The organism is Methylobacterium sp. Leaf108 (assembly GCF_001423265.1).
Classification (GTDB): Bacteria; Pseudomonadota; Alphaproteobacteria; order Rhizobiales; family Beijerinckiaceae; genus Methylobacterium.
In genome coordinates this window covers 245,583-268,672 of sequence record NZ_LMND01000030.1, presented here as the reverse complement: position 1 = coordinate 268,672, position 23,090 = coordinate 245,583, and the positions used below count along the sequence as shown (strand labels likewise).

At 67.8% G+C, this 23,090-nt stretch carries 19 protein-coding genes; 15 read left to right on the top strand and 4 right to left on the bottom strand.

Annotation, left to right across the window (positions count from 1 at the left end; all coding sequences use genetic code 11):
• Positions 1 to 6: 6 nt before the first annotated feature.
• The 3 genes from ASF39_RS14095 to ASF39_RS14085 all read right to left on the bottom strand — a co-directional run bounded on the left by ASF39_RS14095 (position 7) and on the right by ASF39_RS14085 (position 3,067).
• On the bottom strand, positions 7 to 1,566 hold the full coding sequence (locus ASF39_RS14095; protein ID WP_056284896.1) for a formate dehydrogenase beta subunit: 1,560 nt from the start codon (positions 1,564 to 1,566) through the stop codon (positions 7 to 9).
• Positions 1,563 to 2,036, bottom strand: a complete 474-nt coding sequence (locus ASF39_RS14090) for a formate dehydrogenase subunit gamma (protein WP_055883932.1) — start codon at positions 2,034 to 2,036, stop codon at positions 1,563 to 1,565. Before ASF39_RS14090 ends, ASF39_RS14095 begins: the two co-directional genes overlap by 4 nt.
• 122 nt (positions 2,037 to 2,158) lie before the next feature.
• Positions 2,159 to 3,067, bottom strand: coding sequence for a LysR family transcriptional regulator (locus ASF39_RS14085; protein ID WP_055883935.1), 909 nt, complete (start codon positions 3,065 to 3,067; stop codon positions 2,159 to 2,161).
• Between the two features lie 457 nt (positions 3,068 to 3,524).
• On the opposite strand from ASF39_RS14085, the gene coxB reads away from it, so the two are divergent.
• From coxB to ASF39_RS14015, 14 genes are all read left to right on the top strand, one after another.
• Positions 3,525 to 4,331, top strand: a complete 807-nt coding sequence (gene coxB / locus ASF39_RS14080; RefSeq protein WP_244472420.1) for a cytochrome c oxidase subunit II — start codon at positions 3,525 to 3,527, stop codon at positions 4,329 to 4,331.
• 64 nt (positions 4,332 to 4,395) lie between these two features.
• A complete protein-coding gene (ctaD, locus tag ASF39_RS14075) occupies positions 4,396 to 6,021 on the top strand; it encodes a cytochrome c oxidase subunit I (protein WP_055883938.1) in 1,626 nt (541 codons plus the stop codon).
• 151 nt (positions 6,022 to 6,172) lie between these two features.
• Entirely contained in the window at positions 6,173 to 7,144 is a 972-nt protein-coding gene (locus ASF39_RS14070) for a heme o synthase (protein ID WP_056285171.1), read from the top strand.
• Positions 7,141 to 7,317 (top strand): hypothetical protein, encoded by a 177-nt coding sequence (locus ASF39_RS21415; RefSeq protein ID WP_156387634.1) that lies wholly within the window; start codon positions 7,141 to 7,143, stop codon positions 7,315 to 7,317. The genes ASF39_RS14070 and ASF39_RS21415 overlap by 4 nt, the downstream gene beginning before the upstream one ends.
• Before the next feature lie 12 nt (positions 7,318 to 7,329).
• Positions 7,330 to 7,947: a cytochrome c oxidase assembly protein gene (locus ASF39_RS14060; protein ID WP_056284892.1), complete on the top strand. Its 618-nt coding sequence runs from the start codon at positions 7,330 to 7,332 to the stop codon at positions 7,945 to 7,947.
• 135 nt (positions 7,948 to 8,082) lie between these two features.
• Positions 8,083 to 8,934, top strand: a complete 852-nt coding sequence (locus ASF39_RS14055) for a cytochrome c oxidase subunit 3 (RefSeq protein WP_055883944.1) — start codon at positions 8,083 to 8,085, stop codon at positions 8,932 to 8,934.
• A 136-nt stretch (positions 8,935 to 9,070) separates the two neighbouring features.
• Positions 9,071 to 9,439, top strand: a complete 369-nt coding sequence (locus ASF39_RS14050; protein WP_055883946.1) for a DUF983 domain-containing protein — start codon at positions 9,071 to 9,073, stop codon at positions 9,437 to 9,439.
• Entirely contained in the window at positions 9,436 to 10,194 is a 759-nt protein-coding gene (locus tag ASF39_RS14045) for an SURF1 family protein (RefSeq protein WP_055883949.1), read from the top strand. Before ASF39_RS14050 ends, ASF39_RS14045 begins: the two co-directional genes overlap by 4 nt.
• Before the next feature lie 187 nt (positions 10,195 to 10,381).
• Positions 10,382 to 10,813 (top strand): DUF4864 domain-containing protein, encoded by a 432-nt coding sequence (locus tag ASF39_RS14040; protein WP_055883952.1) that lies wholly within the window; start codon positions 10,382 to 10,384, stop codon positions 10,811 to 10,813.
• Positions 10,814 to 10,917: 104 nt separating this feature from the next.
• Complete coding sequence (gene thrC / locus ASF39_RS14035) at positions 10,918 to 12,330, top strand: threonine synthase (protein ID WP_056284889.1); 1,413 nt, start codon at positions 10,918 to 10,920, stop codon at positions 12,328 to 12,330.
• Positions 12,331 to 12,419: 89 nt separating this feature from the next.
• Entirely contained in the window at positions 12,420 to 13,715 is a 1,296-nt protein-coding gene (locus ASF39_RS14030) for a pitrilysin family protein (RefSeq protein ID WP_055884701.1), read from the top strand.
• Positions 13,716 to 14,010: 295 nt separating this feature from the next.
• Entirely contained in the window at positions 14,011 to 16,842 is a 2,832-nt protein-coding gene (locus tag ASF39_RS14025) for a sensor domain-containing phosphodiesterase (protein ID WP_082494587.1), read from the top strand.
• A 124-nt stretch (positions 16,843 to 16,966) separates the two neighbouring features.
• Positions 16,967 to 17,326: a hypothetical protein gene (locus tag ASF39_RS14020; protein ID WP_056284887.1), complete on the top strand. Its 360-nt coding sequence runs from the start codon at positions 16,967 to 16,969 to the stop codon at positions 17,324 to 17,326.
• A gap of 145 nt (positions 17,327 to 17,471) precedes the next feature.
• The gene (locus tag ASF39_RS14015) at positions 17,472 to 18,410 is read left to right on the top strand and encodes a ferredoxin--NAD(+) reductase (protein WP_056284884.1); all 939 of its coding nucleotides are present in this window, start codon (positions 17,472 to 17,474) and stop codon (positions 18,408 to 18,410) included.
• A gap of 101 nt (positions 18,411 to 18,511) precedes the next feature.
• Here the strand turns inward: ASF39_RS14015 and ASF39_RS14010 are convergent, their stop codons facing one another.
• A complete protein-coding gene (locus ASF39_RS14010) occupies positions 18,512 to 20,974 on the bottom strand; it encodes a glycogen/starch/alpha-glucan phosphorylase (RefSeq protein WP_156648510.1) in 2,463 nt (820 codons plus the stop codon).
• A gap of 517 nt (positions 20,975 to 21,491) precedes the next feature.
• Here ASF39_RS14010 and glgA point away from each other — a divergent pair.
• Complete coding sequence (gene glgA, locus ASF39_RS14005) at positions 21,492 to 23,018, top strand: glycogen synthase GlgA (RefSeq protein ID WP_082494575.1); 1,527 nt, start codon at positions 21,492 to 21,494, stop codon at positions 23,016 to 23,018.
• The last annotated feature ends 72 nt before the right edge of the window (positions 23,019 to 23,090 follow it).

Genomic DNA, 23,090 nt, shown 5'->3' with positions numbered 1-23,090 from the left:
GCCTCCTTACTCGGCGGCGACGGACATCTGTCCGCCACGCTCGAAATCCTCGGGGAAATGGGTGATCGCGCTCATGACGGGCATGGGCGTCAGCCCGCCCATGGCGCAGAGCGACCCATCGGTCATGACGTCGCAAAGGTCGGCGATGATGCTCAGATTGCGCTTCGTATCGGTACCGGCGATGACCTTGTCCATGGTCTCGACGCCGCGGGTCGCGCCGATGCGGCAAGGGGTGCACTTGCCGCAGGATTCGACGGCGCAGAACTCGAAGGCGAAGCGGGCCTGCTTCGCCATGTCGACCGTATCGTCGAACACCACGATGCCGCCGTGGCCGACGAGGCCCTTGTTGGCGGCCATCGCCTCGTAATCCAGGGGCGTGTCGAGGAGGTGGTCGGGGAAGTAGGCGCCGAGCGGGCCGCCGACCTGGACCGCACGAACCGGACGACCGCTCTGCGTACCGCCGCCGAAATCCTCGATGATCTCGCGAAGCGTGATGCCGAAGGCGTATTCGATGAGGCCGCCGTGCTTGATGTTGCCGGCGAGCTGGATCGCCAGGGTGCCCAGCGACCGGCCCATGCCGTAGTCGGCATAGGACTTGGCGCCGTGCTCCAGGATGTAGGGCACGGCCGTGAACGTCATCACGTTGTTCACGAGGGTGGGCTGGCCGAGGAAGCCCTTTAGCGCGGGGATCGGGGGCTTGGCCCGGACGATGCCGCGCTTGCCCTCGAGGCTCTCGAGCAGCGAAGTCTCCTCGCCGCAGATGTAGGCGCCCGCTCCCAGCCGGACTTCGAGATGGAACGCCTTACCTGAGCCCATCACATCGGCGCCCAGGAAGCCCGCCTTCTCGGCATTGGCGATCGCTTCCTTGAGCGTCGCGAAGGCCTGCGGATATTCGGAGCGCAGGTAGATGTAGCCCCGCGTCGCCCCAGTGGCGATCGCCGCGATGGTCATGCCCTCGATGAGGTTGAAGGGGTCACCCTCCATCATCATCCGGTCGGCGAAGGTGCCGGAGTCGCCCTCATCGGCATTGCACACGACGTATTTCTGCTCACTCTTGGCGAGCATCACGGTGTTCCACTTGATGCCGGCCGGGAAACCGGCGCCGCCGCGACCGCGCAGGCCGGACTCGCGCACCTGGGCCACGATACCCTCGGCATCGAGCTTGAGCGCGGCTTCGAGGCCGCGGTAGCCTCCGTGCTCACGGTAATCGAGCACGGACACCGGATCGACGACGCCGCAGCGCTGGAAGGTCAGGCGGTGCTGACGGGCGAAATAGGGCATCTCCTCGGGCCTGCCGAGGCGGAGCGGATGGGCGCCGCCTTCGGCGAGGCCGGCATCGAGCAGCGCCTCGACGTCGCCGGGCGTCACCGGCCCGTAGGCGATGCGCCCGTCCGGGGTGGCGACTTCGACCATCGGCTCCAACCAGAGCATGCCGCGCGAGCCGGTGCGGACGATCTCGACCGCGAGGCCGCGCCTCTCGGCCCCGGCGGCGATGGCCTTGGCGACGCGGTTGGCCCCGAGCCCGAGCGCGACGGCGTCGCGGGGAACGTAAAGGGTAACACTCACGATGCGACCTCCGTCAGGGCGGATTCGAGACCATCGGCGGTGAGGCGCGCCACCGGCAGGTCATCGACGAGGGCGCCCGGGCCGTTGGCACAGAGGCCGAGGCAATAGACCGGCTCGACGGTGACGCGGCCGTCGGACGTGGTCCCGTGCCAATCGACGCCGAGGCGCCCGAGGATCTCGGCGTGAAGGGCGTCGGACCCCATCGCCTGGCACGCCTCGGCGCGACACAGCTTGACCTGATGGCGCCCGGCGGGATGACGGCGAAAGTCGTGGTAGAAGGTAATGCAGCCGTGAACCTCGGCCCGCGACAGGTTCAGCGCGTCGGCGATCAGCGGCACCGCGCCTTCGTCGACATAGCCGAACGTCTCCTGGAGCGCGTGCAGGATCGGCAGCGTCGCTCCTTCGAGGTGGGTGTGTTCGGCGATGATTCCCGCGGCGCGGGTCGCGCTCCAGGGCTCTTGCGGCACCATTGTTCCAACCCGTTGCAGTTTGGTCTCGCTCTAAGTCGTATATCACCACTCCTGAATCAATCGCGCGGTTCCGTTGGTCGACAAGGTATTTTTGTCAAAACTTCATGTTGCGCTGCAAAAAGTCAGAGCGAAGCAATGGAATCCGCGATGGTCGGCGCGGCAGCACGGGCTTCCACCAGGAGGGAGGCGCACAGCGGCGTCATCGGCTCCTGCTCGGGCATGACCAGACCGACGACGTGGCTGACGTCTGGTTCGACGATGGGCACGGCCCGCACCCGGTCGCCCAGCCTGAAGCTGTCGGCGAGCACCGCCGGCATCACGCTGGCCCATTTGGCCGTCCGCACATGGCTGAGGAGCACGATCATCGAGTTCGATTCGAGCAGCGGCGCCGTCGGCCGCCCGTCCGGGTTCAGGTGCGCGTCGACGATCCGGCGATTCTGCATGTCCGGCGTCAGCAGGCACAAGGGCAGGCGGCCGACTTCGTCCCAGGTGACGGCGTCCCGGGCGCCATGGGTGCCGTCGAGCGCGGTGAGAAGCTTGTAGCGCTCCCGGTAGAGCGGGACCGTCGTCACGCGGCCCAGGGGTTCGTTCTCGAGGTAGGTGATGCCGGCATCGATCTCGCGGTCGGCGATCAGGCGGCCGATCTCGGTGGAGGTCGTCGATTGCACCGAGAAGCAGACGTCGGGGTGGCGGCCGCGGAACGGCGTGGTCAACAAGGCGACCACCGGCGTCGCCGTGGGGATCGCCGCGAGCCTCAGCATGCCGGTGAGGCCGCGGCGTAGGCTCGCGACTTCCTGGCGCATGGCGCGGGCATCGGCCACGATCCGCCGCGCCCATTCGAGCACGCGGTCGCCTTCGGGCGTGAACCCCTGGAAACGCGAGCCGCGCTGGACTAGCATCACCCCGAGCCGCTCCTCCAGTTGCTTGACGCCGGCCGAGAGGGTCTGCTGCGAGACGTTGCAGAACTGGGCCGCCCGCCCGAAGTGGCGCTCCCGCGCCAGCGCGAGGATGAATTCCAGTCGCTCGATCACCGCAGGTACCCGCTCCTCGTTCCGCCGCCCCGCCCGGACAACGCCATCCTGGCCCGCGCCCGCACCGGGCACGATGCGCAGCACCTTAGCCAAGCGTATCCTCCGCCGGCGTTGGCGGTGGCGCCAGTTCCTCGCACGTCGTGGGGTGCGAACGGAGAGATTTTCGCAGGCCGAACGCAGAACGAGGCCAGTACCGCCGAGGACTGTCCACAGGGTCGTTCGGCCCGCCTGTGCGACGCTGTTGCGGTTGCGCCGTTAACTCCATTGTGGTCTGACACGCCGACACAGAACAAGGCTGCGGGTCAACGCAGCCGTTGCGGCGTTCGCGGCATCTGGATTGCGCATCGCGCAGCAGGCGTTAAAGCGGGCGCGACCGGCCGAGACACCGGCCATGAAATTCGAGCGGAGCCACGAGAGGCAGATGCGCAGGACGCGGACGCAATACCTTCCAATGGGGATGATCGGCGCCTTCGGCACGCTCCTCGCAATGTCGTCGTCGGGACTCGCCGCCGGCCTCGGTCAACCCGAGCCCTGGCAGATGGCTCGGCAGATCCCCGTGACGGAGAACGCGCGGGAGATCCTGTCGTTCGAGGTCGGCCTTCATTGGCTCTCCTTCGTCATCTCGTTGTTCGTGCTGGGCCTGATCCTGTATTGCGTCTTCCGCTTCAACGAGAAGGCCAACCCGACGCCGTCGAAGACCACCCACAACACCATGATCGAAGTCGCCTGGACGATCGTCCCGGTGCTGATCCTGGTGGCGGTGGCGATCCCGTCGTTCCGCCTGCTGCGGACCCAGCTGTCCGATCCCAAGGCCGACGTGATCGTCAAGGTGACCGGCCATGCCTGGTACTGGGCCTACGAGTATCCGGCGGTGGAGAACGGCGGCGGCTTCAAGTTCGACGCCAACCTCGACGAGGAGAAGGCTCCCAAGCTCCTGAACGTCGACAACGAGATGGTCGTGCCGGTGGACAAGATCGTGAAGATCCAGGTCACCGCTGCCGACGTCATGCACTCCTGGGCGATGCCGTCGTTCGGCTTCAAGATCGACGCCGTTCCGGGCCGCCTGAACCAGTTCTGGTTCAAGGCCGACCGCGAGGGCGTCTTCCACGGGCAGTGCTCCGAGCTCTGCGGCACACGCCACGCCTACATGCCGATCACCGTCCGCGTGGTGAGCGACGAGGCCTATGCGCAGTGGCTCGTCGAAGGAAAGACGAAGTTCGCTGCCATCGACGACGGCGCCAAGTTCGCCGACGCCCGGCGCTGAACCGGGTCCTGGACCGCCAGAACCACACGAGATCATCAGGCACCTGAACCAAGGTCTGCATCGCATGGCTACCGCCGCAGCACACACCGGGCACGACGCCCACGCATCTCACACGCCGTCGTTCTTCTCTCGCTGGTTCCTGTCGACGAACCACAAGGACATCGGCTCCCTCTACCTCCTGTTCGCGTTCTGCGCGGGCATGATCGGCGCGTTCCTCTCCTTCGGCATCCGCATGGAGATGGAAGAGCCCGGCCTTCAGTATTTCGCCAACCCGCAGACCTACAACGTCTTCGTCACCGGCCACGGCCTCATCATGGTGTTCTTCATGGTGATGCCCGCGCTGATCGGCGGGTTCGGCAACTGGTTCGTGCCCCTGATGATCGGCGCGCCGGACATGGCGTTTCCGCGCATGAACAACATCTCGTTCTGGCTGACGGTGGCCGGCTTTCTCAGCCTGGTCTGCTCGCTGTTCGTCGAAGGCGCCCCCGGCGCCGCCGGTGCCGGCACCGGCTGGACGGTGTACCCGCCGCTCTCCACGAGCGGGCACCCTGGTCCGTCCGTCGATTTTGCGATCTTCGCGCTGCATCTCTCTGGTGCCGGCTCGATCCTCGGCGCCATCAACTTCATCACCACCATCCTGAACATGCGCGCGCCGGGCATGACCCTGCACAAGATGCCGTTGTTCGCCTGGTCGATGCTGGTGACCGCGTTCCTGCTGCTCCTGTCGCTCCCGGTTCTCGCCGGCGCAATCACGATGCTGCTCACCGACCGCAACTTCGGCACGACGTTCTTCGATCCGGCCGGTGGTGGTGATCCGGTGCTCTACCAGCACCTGTTCTGGTTCTTCGGCCACCCCGAAGTCTACATCATGATCCTGCCGGCCTTCGGCATCGTCTCCCACATCATCTCGACCTTCTCGAAGAAGCCGGTGTTCGGTTACCTCGCCATGGCCTACGCCATGGTCGCCATCGGCGTCGTCGGGTTCGTCGTGTGGGCGCACCACATGTACACCGTCGGCCTGTCGCTTCAGACGCAGTCGTACTTCGTCTTCGCGACCATGGTCATTGCGGTGCCGACTGGCGTGAAGATCTTCTCCTGGATCGCGACCATGTGGGGCGGTTCGATCCGCTTCACCGCCGCCATGCACTGGGCCGTGGGCTTCATCTTCCTGTTCACCGTCGGTGGGGTCACCGGCGTGGTCCTGGCGAATGCCGCCGTCGATAAGTACCTGCATGACACCTACTACGTGGTGGCGCACTTCCACTACGTGCTGTCGCTTGGCGCGGTGTTCATCATCTTCGCCGGTGTCTACTACTGGTTCCCGAAGATGACCGGTCACGTCATCCCGGAATGGGCCGGCAAGCTGCATTTCTGGCTGGCCTTCATCGGCGCTAACATCCTGTTCTTCCCGATGCACTTCCTGGGTCTTGCCGGCATGCCGCGGCGCTACGCCGACTACCCGGAAGCCTTCGCCGGCTGGCACAAGGTCTCGACCTGGGGTGGGCACGTCTTCGCCCTCGGCATGGTGGTGTTCGTCATCGGCGTCGTCCTCGCCTTCCGCTCGAAGACCCGCGCTGCCGACAATCCGTGGGGTCCCGGTGCGACCACACTGGAGTGGACGCTCTCGTCCCCCCCGCCCTTCCACCAGTTCGAGACGCTGCCCACCATCGTCGAAGAGCCGGCCCACTGAGGCTCTTCCGACATCGAACAAGGGTTGCGAGGACCGCTCCGGCGGTCCTCGCTCTTTCCCGGATCTCCCCGTCGCCTTGGGGAGATCCGGCAAGGGGCGACGCCAGCAGGCGCGACCGATCTTCCGACCGTCGAATCCAAGCATGGTGGCCATGACGAGCCTGTCGAACAGCTTTCCCGCTGGCGCCGAGCCGAAGACCTTCCCGTCCGTCGCCGGCCAGGGCGAGGTCTCCGACTTCTTCGCACTGCTCAAGCCGCGGGTGATGGTGCTGGTCATCTTCACGGCGCTCGTCGGCATGGTCGTCTCGCAGGTCCACGTCCAGCCGGTGGTGGCGACCATCTCCCTTCTGATGATCGCGGTCGGTGCCGGTGCCTCGGGGTGCCTGAACATGTGGTGGGACGCCGACATCGACGCGGTGATGTCCCGTACCGCCAAGCGTCCGATCCCGGACGGGCGCATCCAGCCGGGCGAGGCCCTGGCCTTCGGTCTCGTGCTGTCGGCGGGGTCCGTGATGATCCTCGGGCTCGCGGCCAACTGGCTGGCCGCGGCGCTGCTCGCCTTCACCATCGTGTTCTATGCCGTGATCTATTCGATGTGGCTGAAGCGCGCGACGCCACAGAACATCGTGATCGGCGGTGCGGCGGGCGCCCTCCCCCCGATCATCGGCCAGGCGGCGGTCTCCGGTACGGTCGGGATCGAGTCGATCGTCCTGTTCCTGATCATCTTCATCTGGACGCCACCGCACTTTTGGGCGCTCGCCCTGATCAAGGCTGGCGAATACGCCAAGGCCGGTATCCCGATGATGCCCAACGTGGCCGGCCCGGCCTCCACCCGTCGCCAGATCGTGGGATATTCCCTGCTCCTGTTCCCGGTGGGGCTGGCGCCGGTGGCGCTGGGCTTCGGTGGCTTGCTCTATGGCATCACCGGCCTTGTCGGAGGCCTCGGCATGATCGCCTTCAGCGTCCACGTGATGCGCAACCGCGAGGGTGAGGCCGAGAAGCGCGCGGCCCTCGGGATGTTCGGCTTTTCGATCCTGTACCTGTTCCTGCTGTTCTCGGCATTGCTGGCCGAACAGGGCCTGGGCCTCTACCGCGGTGTCTCCCTCGGCGGAGTCCTGGCGTGAGTCGCGAGACGGACGGCGGCGACGTCGTGCCCAAATCCCTCGACGCCGTGCAGGCCGAGCGTCGTCGCAAGCGGTCGATGGCCATCGCCTTCGTTCTCGGTGCCCTCGTCCTGATCTTCTATGTCCTGACGATCGCCAAGCTCGGACCGCAGATTCTCAATCGACCGATCTGAGGAATGGACCGTATGTCGGATGCAGGCCGCGACGACCGCCACGGTGCGGCCAGGAACACGGGCGCCGCACGCACTGCCTTCGCCTGCCTGGCCCTCGTCCTGACGATGACCGGCCTCGCCTTCGCGTCGGCGCCGCTCTACGACATGTTCTGCAAGGCGACCGGGTTCGATGGAACGCCCCGCCGTGGCGCCGGGATGACGGCCGTCGAAGACGACAGCATGCTCGTCCGGTTCGACACCAACGTCGCCGCCTCGCTGCCGTGGAAGTTCCAAGTCGAGACCCGGGAGATCACGGTGAAACTCGGCGAGACCAAGACGGTGTTTTTCCGCGTCAAGAACACCGCTTCCACCCCTTCCACCGGGATCGCGACATTCAACGTCCAGCCCGCGCTGATGGGGGGATATTTCTTCAAGATCCAGTGCTTCTGCTTCAACGAGCAGACTTTGCAGCCGGGCGAGACGATGGATTTTCCGGTGGTGTTCTATATCGATCCCGCCGTACGCAAGGATTCGAACACTGACCATCTCACCGAGATGACGCTGTCCTACACCTACTTCGCGTCGAAGAACGGTCAGCCCACGGCTGCGCTCGCGACACCCGCGGGGACGGGGACGAAGACGAATTTCTGACGGGTTCGGCGTGACAAGGTCGCGCCGCTCGCATTATGGGTTCGAACAGCGGAGCCGGGCGTCGTCCGGTTCCTCAGACGATCAAGAGCCCGATGCCGGGACGGCACAGGGTCGGGGGCGAGGAGAGTAGTTTCGATGGCCGAGGCGCACGCCAAGAATCACGATTACCATATCCTGAGCCCGAGTCCTTGGCCGCTGATCGGCGCCTTCTCGGGCTTCCTGATGGCTTTCGGCGCCGTCTTCTGGATGAAGAGCCTCACCATCGGCACCCTGGCCGTCGGTCCCTACATCTTCGGTGCCGGTACGCTCGGCGTCCTCTACACGATGCTTGCCTGGTGGCGCGACGTGGTCCACGAGGCGAACACCGGCGACCATACCCGCGTGGTGCAGCTCCACCACCGCTACGGCATGATCATGTTCATCGCCTCCGAGGTGATGTTCTTCGCCGCCTGGTTCTGGGCCTATTTCGAGGCGGCTCTCTATACCGCCGATCCGATCCAGGCCTCGCGCCTCGCCTTCACCGGCGGCACATGGCCGCCAAAGGGCATTGAGGCGTTCGATCCCTGGCACCTGCCGCTGCTTAACACGCTGATCCTTCTCACCTCCGGCACCACCATCACCTGGGCGCACCACGCCCTGCTGCACGGTGACCGCAAGGGCGTGAAGTACGGCCTTTGGCTGACCGTGATCCTCGGCGTGCTGTTCACCGCTTGCCAGGCTTACGAGTACAGCCACGCCCACTTCGGCTTCGCCGGCAGCATCTATTCCTCGACCTTCTTCATGGCGACGGGCTTCCACGGCGCCCACGTCATCATCGGCACGGTCTTCCTGGCGATCTGTCTCTACCGGATCTACCTCGGCCAGATGACGACCAAGCAGCACCTCGGGTTCGAGTTCGCCGCCTGGTACTGGCACTTCGTCGACGTGGTGTGGCTGTTCCTGTTCGCATCGATCTACGTCTGGGGTGCCGGCGCTTCGGCACACTGATAACCGGCGGCCAATCGCCGCCACGGTTGGAATTCAGGAAAAGGGCGGCGAAAGCCGCCCTTTTCGCGTCGGACACCCGTTTGCCTCCCCATATGGATCCCAGTGGCCCGATCCCGCGGCCGAGGAGACTACCGCTTTGAGCGAGCCCCGCACGACGCCCGAGCCGATCGCCACCGGCCTGCGCGGCCGCTGTCCGCGGTGCGGACAGGGCCACATGTTCGACGGCTTCCTGACCTTCCGGCCGTCCTGCGAGGCCTGCGGCCTCAGCTACGACGCCTTCAACGCGGGTGACGGCCCCGCCTTCTTCGTCATGTCGATCGTCGGGTTCGTGGTCGTCGGCATCGCCCTGTGGCTCGAGGTGACCTACGAACCACCGATGTGGGTGCATGGGATCGTTGGAGGCGGGCTCACGATCGGTCTCAGCCTCCTGCTGGTACGGCCGCTGAAAGGCGTGCTGGCGGCCTTGCAGTTCGTGAACAAGGCCGAGCAGGGGCGCTTTCGGTGACCACGGCTGCGGCATCGCGGGGCGGGTGGCGGTCGCTCCTGATCCCGGGAATCTCGGCGGCCGTGGTTCTCGCGATCCTCCTCGGGCTCGGCGTCTGGCAGCTGCGCCGCAAGGCGGAGAAGGAAGCGTTGATCGCTCAGATCATCGCACGCTCCCAGGTCGAGCCGCCGGCCGGCCTGCCGCGTCCTCAGGACTGGGATCCCGCCGCAGACGAATTCCGACGGGTGCGGGTCGCCGGACGCTTCCTCCACGACAAGGAGACCCTGGTCCACGGGCTCGCAGCCGGTGCGGTGCCAGGCCGGGCGCTGCAGGGCTTCTATGTGGTGACGCCCCTGGCGCGGAACGACGGTGGAACGGTGCTGGTCAACCGCGGCTTCGTCCCCACCGATCTCAGGGATCCTGCACGACGGGCCGCGGGCCAGATCGCCGGCGAGACGACGGTGACGGGGATGCTGCGGGGGTCGGAACCGCGCACGATGTTCGTCCCGGCGCCCGATCCGGCACGGGGCGAGTGGTACAACCGCGACATCGCCGGCATCGCCGCCGCCAAGGATCTGGTGGACGTCCCGCCCTTCCTGGTGGAGGCCGACGCCACCGCCAATCCGGGCGGCTGGCCCAAGGGCGGGCAGTTGCGGGTCGACCTGCCGAACAACCACCTCCAATACGCCTTCACGTGGTTCGGCATCGCGGGCTGCCTGATCGGCGTGTTCGGCGTGTTCGCCTGGAAGCGGTTTCGTGAGGTGACCGGGGCGTAAGCGCGCGCTTCGCGCCCAGTATGAGCAACGGGACGGCGCTCGGCAAAAGTCCTTCTCTCGGCCGCTCGGCAAGAGTCTTGGGTTTGTCCAGAGACTTGCGCTTGTCCAGAGTCTTGCGCTTGTCTCAAGCGTCGGCCGCGCTACTCTGGAATGAGGGTCGTGGCCGACCTTGCTGCGGAGTGTCCTGATGCGCGCCGTTACTGCTGCCTTCGTCCTCGGACATTCCGCCCTCGCCCTGCTCACCGGCCCGGCTTCTTCCGCCGACGAGGCCGCCCGGTCCCAGGCCCGCGCCACGGTGGAGCGGCAGATCGAGGCCTTCCGGAAGGGTGATGCCTCCACCGCCTACGCCCAGGCGGCGCCTGCGATCCAGACGATGTTTCCATCCCCCGAGACCTTCCTGGCGATGGTCAGGAAGGGTTACGCGGCGGTCTCCCGTGCCCGCAGCTTCAGCGTGGACCGGATCGAGGACGCCGGCGACGGCGGGATGGCGCTGGGCGTCAAGCTCCAGGACGAGGACGGCGTCGACTGGATGGCGCTCTACACCCTCGAGAAGCAGTCCGACGGGGAATGGCGGATCAACGGCTGTCGCTTGGTCAAGGCGCCGGGTAGTAATGCCTGAGATGGCATGGTGGAACGGCCGAGCGGCCGGAGACCGCCGCACGAAACCTCTTTTCGACACGCCCACCCACATCGTGTAGACGGAGCGCCTTCCCGGAGGCCCCTTTGCTACACGTTTCGACCCGCGGCGCCGCGGCGCCCCTCAGCTTTTCCGACGCGCTCCTCGCCGGCCTCGCCCGCGACGGGGGCCTCTACGTGCCCCAAACCTGGCCGCAGCTCTCGCGCGAGACCATCGCGGCCCTGGCGGGCGTGCCCTACGCCGATGCGGCCAAGCAGGTGTTGCGCCCGCTGATCGATGGGGAAATCGCGGATGCGGCCCTCGATGCGATGATCGAGGAATCCTACGCCACCTTCCGGCACAAGGCGGTCTGCCCGCTGGTGCAGCTGGACGACAACCTGTTCCTGCTCGAACTCTTCCACGGGCCGACGCTGGCGTTCAAGGACGTGGCGATGCAGCTCCTCGGGCGGTTGATGGACCATGTGCTGCGCGCGCGCGGCGCGCGCGCCACCATCGTCGGCGCCACCTCGGGCGATACCGGCAGCGCCGCGGTCGAGGCGTTCCGCGGGCTCGACCGGGTCGACGTCTTCATCCTGTTTCCGGAGGGCCGCGTCTCGGAGGTCCAGCGCCGGCAGATGACGTCGGTGGGCGCCGACAACGTCCATGCCATCGCCATCGATGGCAATTTCGACGATTGCCAGAACATCGTCAAAGCGATGTTCCAGCACGGCGACTTCGCCGACAAGGTCCGCCTGTCGGGGGTCAATTCCATCAATTGGGCGCGGGTGGCGGCGCAGGCGGTGTATTACTTCACCAGCGCCGTGGCCCTGGGCGCCCCCCATCGGCCGGTGTCCTTCGCGGTGCCCACCGGCAATTTCGGCGACATCCTGGCCGGCTGGGTCGCCAAGCGCATGGGGCTCCCCATCGGCCGCCTGATGATCGGCACCAACGCCAACGACATCCTGGCGCGCACCCTCGAGCACGGTACCTACGAAGTCCGCGGCGTCCAGCCCACCACCTCGCCGTCGATGGACATCCAGATCTCGTCGAACTTCGAGCGTCTGCTGTTCGAGGCCCTGGGCCGCGATTCCTCCGGCCTGGGCCGCCTGATGGCAGGCCTCAAGCAATCGGGCGGGTTCAGCCTCGACCCGGCGGTGCTGGCGAGCGTGCGCGACGAGTTCGACGCGACCTGCGTGCCGGAGGACGCGGTGATGGCCGAGATCGCCCGCACCCACGCCGAGACCGGCCAGGTCCTCGACCCGCACACCGCCATCGGCGTCCATGCCGGGCGCCGCCTGCTGGAGACGGACCCGCGCACTCCGGTGGTGGCCCTGGCCACCGCCCACCCGGCGAAGTTCCCGGATGCGGTGGCGCAGGCCACCGGCGGACTTCGCCCGGCCCTGCCGCCGCATCTGGCCGATCTCATGGACCGCAAGGAGCTGTTCTCGCGGGTCGCCAACGACCAGGGCGCGGTCGAGCGCTTCGTGCGCGAGCATGCCCGCATCACGCGGGGCGCCTGACGCGTGAAGGGAAGCGGCCCCATCATGCGGCGGCGCCCCCTCATTTGGACGGGAACGGGGTCGAGACGCGGCCCGGAAAGATCACCCCGATGAACCAGCATTTCGCCACGCACGGCGCCTCTCCCGACCTCAAGGTCACGCGGCTCGACAACGGGCTGACGGTGGTGACCGAGGCGATGCCGGGGGTGGCGACCGCCACCCTGGGCGTCTGGATCGGGGCTGGCTCGCGCCACGAGCGGCCCGACGAGCACGGGCTCTCCCACCTCATCGAGCACATGGCCTTCAAGGGCACCGCGACCCGCACCGCGCGGCGGATCGCCGAGGAGATCGAGGACGTCGGTGGCGACATCAACGCGGCCACCAGCGCCGAGGGTACGAGCTACAGCGCCCGCGTGCTGGGCGAGGATGTCGGCGTCGCCCTCGACGTCATCGGCGACATCCTCACGAACTCGCTGTTCGACGCCGGTGAACTCGCCCGCGAGAAGGGCGTGATCCTCCAGGAATACGCCGCCATCGAGGACACGCCCGACGACGTGGTCTACGAGGCCTTCACCGAGGCCGCCTTCCCCGACCAGCCGATCGGCCGCCCGATCATCGGCACGCCCAGCACCATCAAGAGTTTCGACCGCACCGCGATCGAGGGCTACATCGCCCGCGAGTACACGCCCGACCGCATCGTCCTGGCGGCCGCCGGTGCGGTCGGTCACGACGCCATCGTCGCGGCTGCCCAGCGGCACTTCGGAGGTCTGAAGGCCACCGAGGCGCCCCCGACCGTGCCGGGCGTCTACGGCGGCGGCGAGCGCCGCATGAAGAAGAAGCTCGAGCAGGCCAACGTGGTGATCGGCCTGCCCGGCCTCTCCTTCCGGGACGACGGCTATTATGCCCTGCACATGTTCGCGCAGATCCTCGGCGGCGGCCTGACCTCGCGGCTCTGGCACGAGGTCCGCGAGACCCGCGGCCTCGCCTACGAGATCCAGTCCTTCCACTGGCCGTTCTCCGATTGCGGCCTGTTCGGCATCGGCGCCGGAACGTCCGGCTCCGATCTCGCGCAACTCGTGGACGTGACCCTGGCCGAGACGGTCAAGGCGGTGCGCGACCTCGACACCGTCGAGATCGTCCGCGCCAAGGCGCAGCTGAAGGTCGCGCTGCTCTCCGCCCTGGAGACCCCCGGCGGGCGCATCGAGCGCAACGCCCGCCAGCTCCTCGCCTGGGGCCGGGTGATCCCGGCGGCGGACGTCATCGCCAAGGTCGACGCGGTCACCGTCGACGACGTTCGTGCGGCCGGCCGCAAGCTCCTTTCGGGCGCCCCCACCCTGGCGGCGATCGGACCGATCAAGACGTTGCCGTCGCTCGATCACGTGCGACAGGTGCTGCAGGCGGCCTGACGGGCGGAACGTTACGCCGAAGCGAGGCGCCCACCGCCGATGCCGTGGCTTTCGCGCCCGGCGGCTTGTTTTGGCCGCAAAGCGGCGCAATCGAACGTGTGGCCGGGCCTTGTCACGTTGCGGTGGGTCTCGGCCCGCACCGTCGCCGCGCACCTTGCCCGCGCCCTGCCCCATCGGTACGACTTGGATCAACCTGAGCCGTAGATGCCGGGATGCGCCCTCCGGCCGGAACACTCGCCCGTTGCGTATAACCACCCTCGTCCTGGCCGCTGTCCTGACGGCTTTCCTCACCGCCATGGCCATGCCGCGCCCGGCCGCGGCCGTGGAAGCCGTGCGCCTGACCCTCGACGCGCCGGCCATCGACCTGACGCCGATGATCGAGCGCTACCGTTCGGACGGCGACCTGATCCAGATCTCGACGGCCCCGGGCAAGGACGGCATCGTCCGGCGCATCGTCGTCAAGGCACGCGACACCGGCGCGCGGCCGGACTGGATGGTGTTCGCGCTCACCAACGACACCGACGAACAGATCGACCGCCTCCTCGTCGCGCCGCACTTCCGGCTCGTGGGGTCGGGCGTGATCTGGCCGGACCTGGGCGGGTCGCGCATCGCCGCGATCACGGCGAGCCAGGGCATCAGGCCCGACCGGGAGGACAACCCCGAGGCCGATCAGTTCATGATCACGGTCGACCCGGGCTCCACCGTGACCTTCGTCGCCGAGCTGAGGGGGCCGAACATCCCGCAGGTCTACCTGTGGGACCAGGAAGCCTACCGCAAGAAATCCACCGGTCTGACGCTCTACAAGGGCATCATCATCGGCATCGCGGGCCTACTGGCGCTGTTCCTCACGATCATCTTCGTGGTGAAGGGGGCGATCATCTTCCCCGCCGCCGCGGCGCTGGCATGGTCGGTGCTCGCCTATGCCTGCATCGACTTCGGCTTCCTGCAGAGGGTGTTTCCCCTCACGGAGGTCGCGGAACGGGTCTACCGGGCCTCGGCAGAGGCGGTGCTGGCCGCCACCCTCCTCGTGTTCCTGTTCGCCTATCTCAATCTCAGCCGGTGGCACGTGCGCTACAGCCACGTCGCCTTCTTCTGGCTCGCCTTCCTGGCGGGCCTCGTGGGTCTCGCCGTGTTCGACCCGCCGGTGGCGGCGGGCGTCGCCCGCATCTCCATCGCCGCGGTGGCCGGCGTCGGCCTCCTCCTGATCGTGTACCTGGCCGCCCACAACGGCTACGACCGCGCCATCCTGCTGGTGCCGACCTGGGTCCTGCTGCTGATCTGGGTGGTGGCGGCGGGCTTCGCCATCACAGGGCAGATCGGCAGCGACCTCGTCCAGCCGGCCCTGATCGGCGGCCTCGTCCTCATCGTCATGTTGATCGGCTTCACGGTGATGCAGCACGCCTTTGCGGGCGGCGGCCTCACCCACGCCCTGGTCTCGGACACCGAGCGCCGGGCGCTGGCCCTGACCGGGGCCGGCGACGTGGTGTTCGACTGGGACGTGCCGGGCGACCGGGTCTTCGCCGGTCCGGAGATCGAGTCGCAGCTCGGCCTCAAGCGCGGCACCCTCGAAGGCCCCGCCTCGAACTGGCTGGGACTGCTGCATCCCTTCGACGTCGACCGCTATTCGGCCGCCCTCGACGGTGTGATCGAAGAACGCCGCGGCCGCATCCTGCACGATTTCCGTCTGCGTTCGCACGTCGGCCCCTACTACTGGTACCGACTCAAGGCCCGTCCGGTGATCGGCAGCGACGGCGAGGTCGTGCGAATCGTCGGCACCATCGCCGACGTCACGGAGCTGAAGGCCGCCGAGGAACGCCTGCTGCACGACGCCGTGCACGACAGCCTGACGGGCCTGCCCAACCGGGAACTGTTCCACGACCGGCTCGACGCGGCCCTCGCCTTCGCCAGCCAGGATCTGCGCCTGAAGCCGACGATCATCCTGCTCGACATCGACGGCTTCAAGGCGATCAACGACGCCATCGGCCTTTCGGCCGGCGATTCCATCCTGCTGACGTTGTCGCGCCGGCTCGGGCGGCGCCTGCGGCCGCAGGACACCCTGGCGCGCATCGCCGGCGACGAATTCGGCCTGATCCTGCTCTCGGAGCGGGAGCCGGACCGGATCCTGGCGTTCGCCGAGATGATCCGGAAGGCGATCGCCACACCGATCACCTATGCCGAGCGCGAGATCTTCCTCACCGTCTCCGTCGGCATCGCCCTCCACGAGGCGGGCGGCAACCAGAAGCGCGAGGAGGTGTTCAAGAACGCCGAGATCGCCATGATCCAGGCCAAGCGCCAGGGCGGCGACCGGTCGGAGGTGTTCCGCGCGACCATGCGCAACGAGCGCGGCGACCGGCTGCTGCTGGAGGGCGACCTGCGCCGCTCCCTCGACCGCAACGAGATGAAGGTCTTGTTCCAGCCGATCGTGCGCCTCGAAGATCGGACGGTGGCCGGATTCGAGGCCCTGCTGCGCTGGGACCATCCCAAGCTCGGACGGCTGTCGCCCGCCACCTTCCTCCCCATCGCGGAAGAGACCGGCTTCATCGTCAACCTCGGCAACTTCGTGATGGAGCGGACCGCCCTCGAACTCGCCGCCTGGCAGCGTTCCCTCGATGTCGACCCGCCGATCTTCGCCTCGGTCAACGTCTCCTCACGCCAGCTCCTGCGCCATGACCTCCTGCACGACGTCAAGACGGTGCTGGCCCGGTCCGGCGTACTGCCGGGTTCGCTCAAGCTCGAACTCACCGAGGGCCTGGTGATGGAGAACCCGGAATACGCCGCCCAGATGCTCACCCGCATCCACGACCTCGGCGCGGGCCTGTCCCTCGACGATTTCGGGACCGGCTATTCGGCCCTGTCCTACCTGCAGCGGTTCCCCTTCGACACCATCAAGATCGACCGGTCCTTCGTGCGCCAGATCGCGACGGGCCGTACCGTGATCCTGCGATCCATCGTGAAGATGGCCCAGGAACTGGGCCTCGCCATCGTCGCGGAGGGTGCCGAGAGCGAAGCCGACGCCCAGGCCCTGGCCGAACTCGGCTGCGACTACGCGCAGGGCTTCGCCTTCGGCGAGCCGATGTCGATGCTCCAGGCGCGCCAATTGGTCGGGGCGGCACCGGAAGCCGCCTGAGCGCGGACATCGGGGTCGGGATCGCGGCCGTACTTAAACCTCCCTTAACCATGATCTTGCATCGTCATCTCCGGGTTCGATCGGCTGCACGGAGCGGCCGGATACCGGACGGGGGACGGGTGCGATGGCGCAAGCGGCGTGGCAGGTGCAGGCGGAGACCGAGACCGACATCGTCCGGCGGGTCGTGGCGCGTCAGCTTCGCTTGCGTGAGCCGAGCGGTTCCGTCGGCGCCACCATCATCCCGATGGTGGCCGTAGCGGCGGTCGATCGCGACGATGACGAGACGGAGGAGGTCGACGCCTCCGACGTCATGCGGCTGCAGACGGAGGTCACGCTGATGAAGGCGGTCCTCAAGGCCGAGCGCACCGAGAACGAGACACTGCGCTCGCAGATGAGCGCGCGCGGGAATACCGGCGAGGAAGTCCGCCTGGTGCGCGATCGCTGGGCCGTCCTGGTCGATCAGCTTCTGCGCCAGCCGCGTTGATCGTCTCCACGACGGGACACGCAGCGCGAGCCCGGATATCCGGGCTTCGCCCCTCGTCCTGCGACCGCAGCGAGCGGCGGCAGGAGGTCGGGCCTCCCGTGCGTGCTGACGCTTCATCGCCCTTACACGTCATCGGGAGACGGCCATGAGCGCCCGCTGCTCGCTCGTCGTCAACGGCAAGGCCGTACGCATCTCCACCGGCGAGACCCCGGTGGAGGCGGCTTTGGCCGAGGGCATGATCGGTTCCGGACTAAACGGAGCGGCGGCGTTCGGCCAGGGCGGCGGGCCGGCGGCGCGCCGGGCGAAACCCCGTGGCCATCGGGCCGAGAGCCTCGTCCCCTCCCTGCCGCGGACGGCGCCGACCCTCTGCGCCACCCCTGCCCTGCAGGCCGGCGCGCCGGTGCGGCGCAGCGGAACGATCACCGACATCCGTCCGCTCGGACCGCACGTGGTCGAGATGGTGGTGACCGTCACGCGACGTCTCGACATCCAGCCCGGCCATCAGGTCGTGGTGACGATCCACGGCCACGAGCCCCTGACCCTCAGTCCGACCCTGCGGATCGACGGCGCGGCGGAGCTCAACGAACTCGTTTTCCACCTGCCCCTGCACCCGGGCGAAGCCTGCCTCGCCTCGGCCCTTGGCGAGACGGTGCCCCGGGGCACGGACGTGAAGATCAAGGGGCCGGTCGGACGCGGCTTCTACCGCCCCGGCGGCGGCCGTCTTGTCCTGGTCGCCGCAGAAACCGGCTTCGCGCCGATCTGGTCCATCGCCAGGGCGGCACGCTACATCGAGCCGGCGCGCGACGTGGTGCTGGTCGCCGGCGCTCGCGACCCCCTCGACCTCTACATGCGCCCTTCCCTCGACTGGCTGAGGGCCACCGGCATCGGCCGTATCGTCCTGGTGGCCGACCGTTCGCGCCAGCGCCCGCCGGACGTGCGCCCGGGCCCGTTGAGTGCGCACCTGCCTCCCCTGCGCACCACCGACGTGGTCCACGTGGTCGGCGATGCCTCGACGGTGGGTGCGGTCGAAGTCCTGGCCGCGGCGGCCGGCGCCCGCTGCTATCCCGTCCTGCTCGCTCCGTAAGTCCAAGGCCTGCAGTCCGAGGCCTGCCGACCAAGAAAGAAGAAGGCCCGGCGCTTTTCGAGCGCCGGGCCTTCTCTTTAGTTAGGGCGCGATCCCTCGCTTCAGGCGACCTTCACGCGCCAGATCTCCTCGGCGTATTCGCGCATCGAGCGGTCGGAGGAGAACCACGCCATCCGCGACGTGTTGAGGATCGCCGATTTCCACCACGCTTTCGGGTCGCCCCAGGCGGCGTCGATCTCGCGTTGAACCCGCCAATAGTCGTCGAAATCGACGGTGAGCAGGTAGCGGTCGTTGTGGCGCAGGTCGTCCACCAGCGGCCGGAAGCGGCTGCGGTCGTCCGGCGAGAAGCCGCCCGACCCGATGAGATCGAGGGCCGCGGCCAGACGCGGCGAGGCGGCGATCGCCTTGGCCGGATAGTTCACCTCGGTCATCCGCTCCGCGACACCGGCGGCGTCGAGGCCGAAGATGAAGATGTTGTCCGCCCCGACGTGGTCGCGAATCTCGATGTTGGCGCCGTCGAGGGTCCCGATCGTCAGAGCGCCGTTGAGGGCGAGCTTCATGTTGCCGGTGCCCGAAGCCTCCATGCCGGCGGTGGAGATCTGCTCGGACAGGTCGGCGGCGGGGATGATCGCTTCGGCGAGGCTCACGGAATAGTTCGGCAGGAACGCCACCTTGAGCCGGCCGGCGACGTCGGGATCGTCGTTGACGACCTTGGCGACGTCGCAGGCGAGCTTGATGATGAGCTTGGCCTGCACGTAGCTCGGCGCCGCCTTACCGCCGAACATCTTGACCCTCGGCGTCCAGTCGCGGTTCGGCTCGGCCTTGATCGCCTGATACAGCGCCACCGTCTCGATGACGTTGAGGAGCTGGCGCTTGTACTCGTGGATGCGCTTGATCTGCACGTCGAACAGTGCGGTCGGGTCGATCACGATGCCGGTGCGGTCGGCGACGACGCGGGCGAGTGCCTCCTTCCGGGCCAGCCGCATCGCGGCGTAGCGGGACTGGAAGGTGGAATCCTCGGCATGGCCGGCGAGGTCCATCAGGGCGGACGGGTCGTCGAGCACACGCTCGCCGACGATCTCGACGGCGAGTTTGGTCAACTCCGGATTGGCGTTGTGCAGCCAGCGCCGGAAGGTGATGCCGTTGGTCTTGTTGACGATCTTGTCGGTGTCGAGGGCGTGGAGGTCCTTGAACACCGTCGAGCGCATCAGGTCGGTGTGCAGGGCCGAGACGCCGTTGACCCGGCGGGCGCCCAGGAAGGCGAGATGGCCCATGCGCACGCGCTTGCCGTGGGTCTCCTCGATCAGGGACACCGAGGCGAGATGGGCGGCGTCGGAATGACCGTGCTTGCCCTGCTCCTCGAGATGCATCCAGTTGATGAGGTAGATGATCTGCATGTGGCGCGGCAGCAGCCGCTCCATCAGGCCCACCGGCCAGGTCTCGAGGGCCTCCGGCAGGAGGGTGTGGTTGGTGTAGCCCAGCGTGTTGGTGGTGACGTGCCAGGCGTCCTCCCACGTGAAGCCTTGGTCCTCGAGGAGGAGGCGCATCAGCTCCGGCACCGCGATCGCCGGGTGGGTGTCGTTGAGCTGGATCGCGGCGTGGTCGGGCAGCGAGCGCAGGTCGCCACGCTCAGCCACATGGCGGCGCACCAGGTCCTGGAGCGAGGCGGAGGTGAAGAAGTATTCCTGGCGCAGCCGCAGTTCCTGGCCGGAATCCGACGAGTCGCTGGGATAGAGCACCCGCGAGATCGCCTCGACCCGCGACCGGTCGGACACCGCGCCGACGTGATCGCCGCCGTTGAAGCGGCCGAGGTCGATCGGCGACTCGGCCTCCGCCTTCCACAGGCGCAGGGTGTTCACGTGGCAGCCACGCCAGCCGACCACCGGCACGTCGTGCGCCACGGCCCGCACGGTCTCGGCCGGCTGCCAATAGCGGCGGATCACGCCCTCGCCGATCGACGACATGGTGACGTGGCCGCCGAACCCGATGGTGTAGGTGGCGTCAGGCCGGGCGAACTCCCAGGGGTTGCCCTCGGCGAGCCAGGTCTCCGGCGCCTCCTTCTGCCAGCCGTCCTCGAGGGATTGCCGGAACAGGCCGTGGTCGTAGCGGATGCCGTAGCCGATGGCGGGGATCGACAGGCTCGCCATGCTCTCCATGAAGCACGCGGCCAGGCGTCCGAGGCCGCCGTTGCCCAGGGCCGCGTCGGGCTCGGCCCCCTCGACGGTGTCGAGGGAGATGCCGAGGTCGGCGAGCGCCGCCCGCGTGGTCTCGACGAGGCCGAGGTTGTTCATGGCGTCCGAGAGAAGACGCCCGATCAGGAATTCGAGGGAGAGGTAGTAGACCCGCTTGTTGGGGATCGCTTCGCTGTTCGACGCCATACAGGCGTCGACGATGCGGTCGCGCAGGGCCAGGGCCGTGGCGGCGAACCAATCGCGCTCGCGGGCGATGTCCGGCGTCTTGCCGACGACGTAGGCGAGCTTGGCCAGGATCGCCTCGCGCAGATCGATGACCGGATCACCGGAGACGGCCCGCGCGGGCGTTGCCCAGGCCGGAGCTTTGGGCATGCCGGCCACGGGCTCGGCATCGGCCGCGGTGCGGCTACGGTCCGGTACGGTCAGGACATCGTTCAGCACGTATCATTCCCTCTCTTCGCTGCCGGACTGTGCAGGAAGCCCAAAAAGCCGGCCCGCTCCCCTGGCTGTTCATCGTTCCGGACGCTTGCACCGGCATGGTGGGTCCGCGTGGGCGCCTCGTCGGTCCGGCGTCGGTCGCGGTGCGACACCGCTCGCTGGCGCCGTTCGCAAACCCCGTGCCTCACTGTCGGCCGAATCGCTCGAGCGTCACGCTGACCTCGGAGCGAGACGGAACTATGGCCGCGCTGCGGCCCGGCTGCGCCCAACCTTCGACGGCGGCGATGCAATCGTCGCTGCGGCGCAACGCGTCAATGATCCATTAACCGCCTTGATGGCTTGGATTGTGCATTGCGATACGATGGATGAGCCGCGAAGGCAGACGATGTCGAACCCGATTCTTTCCGGCACCATCACGATCGCACAGCCTCGAAGCAGCGGGATGGCAGCGATGGACGACATCGACCGGACCGGGCTGAAGCAGGCCGTCCATTCTGGCGGGGCGGCCGATTTCACGAGGGATTCCGGGCGTTCGCTACGGCCGCGCATCCTTTACGCAACGCCCGAGATGGCGGATTTCGTCAAGACGGGCGGGCTCGGTGAGGTGGCCGGGGCCCTGCCCCGCGCGTTGCGCCGACACTACGACGTCCGTGTGCTCATTCCCGGCTACCGGCAGGTGGTGGAGCGGTTCGACCACATTCCCGTGGTGGCGCGGCTGCAAGGCAGGGCCGGCATTCCCCCCTGCGACCTCGGCCTCGTCGAGACCGGCGACGGCCTGCAGGTCTATGTCCTCTTGAGCGCCGATCTCTACCAGCGCGACGGGTCGCCCTACGGCGACGACCAAGGCGACTTTCGCGACAACGACCTCCGGTTCGGCCGGCTCAGCCTGGCCGCCGCCGAGATCGCCGGGGGCGCCGATCCGGCCTGGAGCGCCGATCTCCTGCACCTCAACGACTGGCAGACCGCCCTCGCCCCGGCCTACCTGTCCTGGGCCGGGCGCCGGGTTCCGAGCGTCCTGACCATTCACAACCTGGCCTACCAGGGCTTGTTTGCCAGGGAAGCCCTCGGGCGCCTCGGCGTCCCCGATGCCGCCTTCCAGATGGACGGGGTCGAGTTCTACGGCCACCTGTCCTTCCTCAAGGCCGGCCTGTTCTACGCCTCGCAGGTCACCACGGTCAGCCAAACCTACGCCCGCGAGATCATGACGCCGGAGGCCGGCTGCGGCCTCGACGGGCTGCTGCGCACCCGCGCCGCGCAAGGCAGGCTCGCCGGCATCCTGAACGGTATCGACGAGAGCTGGGATCCGCGCACCGATCCGCATCTCGCGACGCGGTTCGAGGCCGACGACTGGCGCGGCAAACGCGCCAACGCCGAGATGGTCCGCCGTCAGTTCGGTCTCGCCGTCTCACGCGGACCACTCTTCGCCATCGTGTCCCGGCTCGTCCACCAGAAGGGCATCGATCTCAGCCTGGCGGCGGCCGAGACGATCGTCGCCGAGGGCGGACAACTCGTGGTCATCGGTCAGGGCGAGAGCCGCTTCGAGGACGCGCTGCGCGAGCTCGCGCGGCGGCATCCCTCCGCGGTCGGGGTCCATGTCGGGTTCGACGAGAAGGATGCGCGCAGGATGTTCGCGGGCAGCGACTTCCTTCTGATGCCGTCGCGGTTCGAGCCCTGCGGCCTCGCCCAGATGTACGCCCAGCGGTTCGGCTCGCTGCCGATCGTCCATCGCACCGGCGGGCTCGCCGATACGGTCGAGGATGGGGTGACCGGGTTCACCTTCGGGGACGCCTCGCCAAAGACCTTCGTCGCAGCGGTACGTCGGGCCCTCGACACCTTCGGAGCCAAGAAGCGCCTCAACGCCATGCGGCGGCGCGCCATGTCCCGTTCCTTCGGCTGGGACCATGCCGCCGTCGACTACTCGGCGCTGTACGCGCGCGCGCTTGGCAACGGTTCGAGCCTGCGTACACGGATGGCGTGACGCGTCGGCCCACTTGGGTCCTCGCGACAGCCACGAGCCCGTCGTCGGATCCTCGACGATCCGACGACGGGC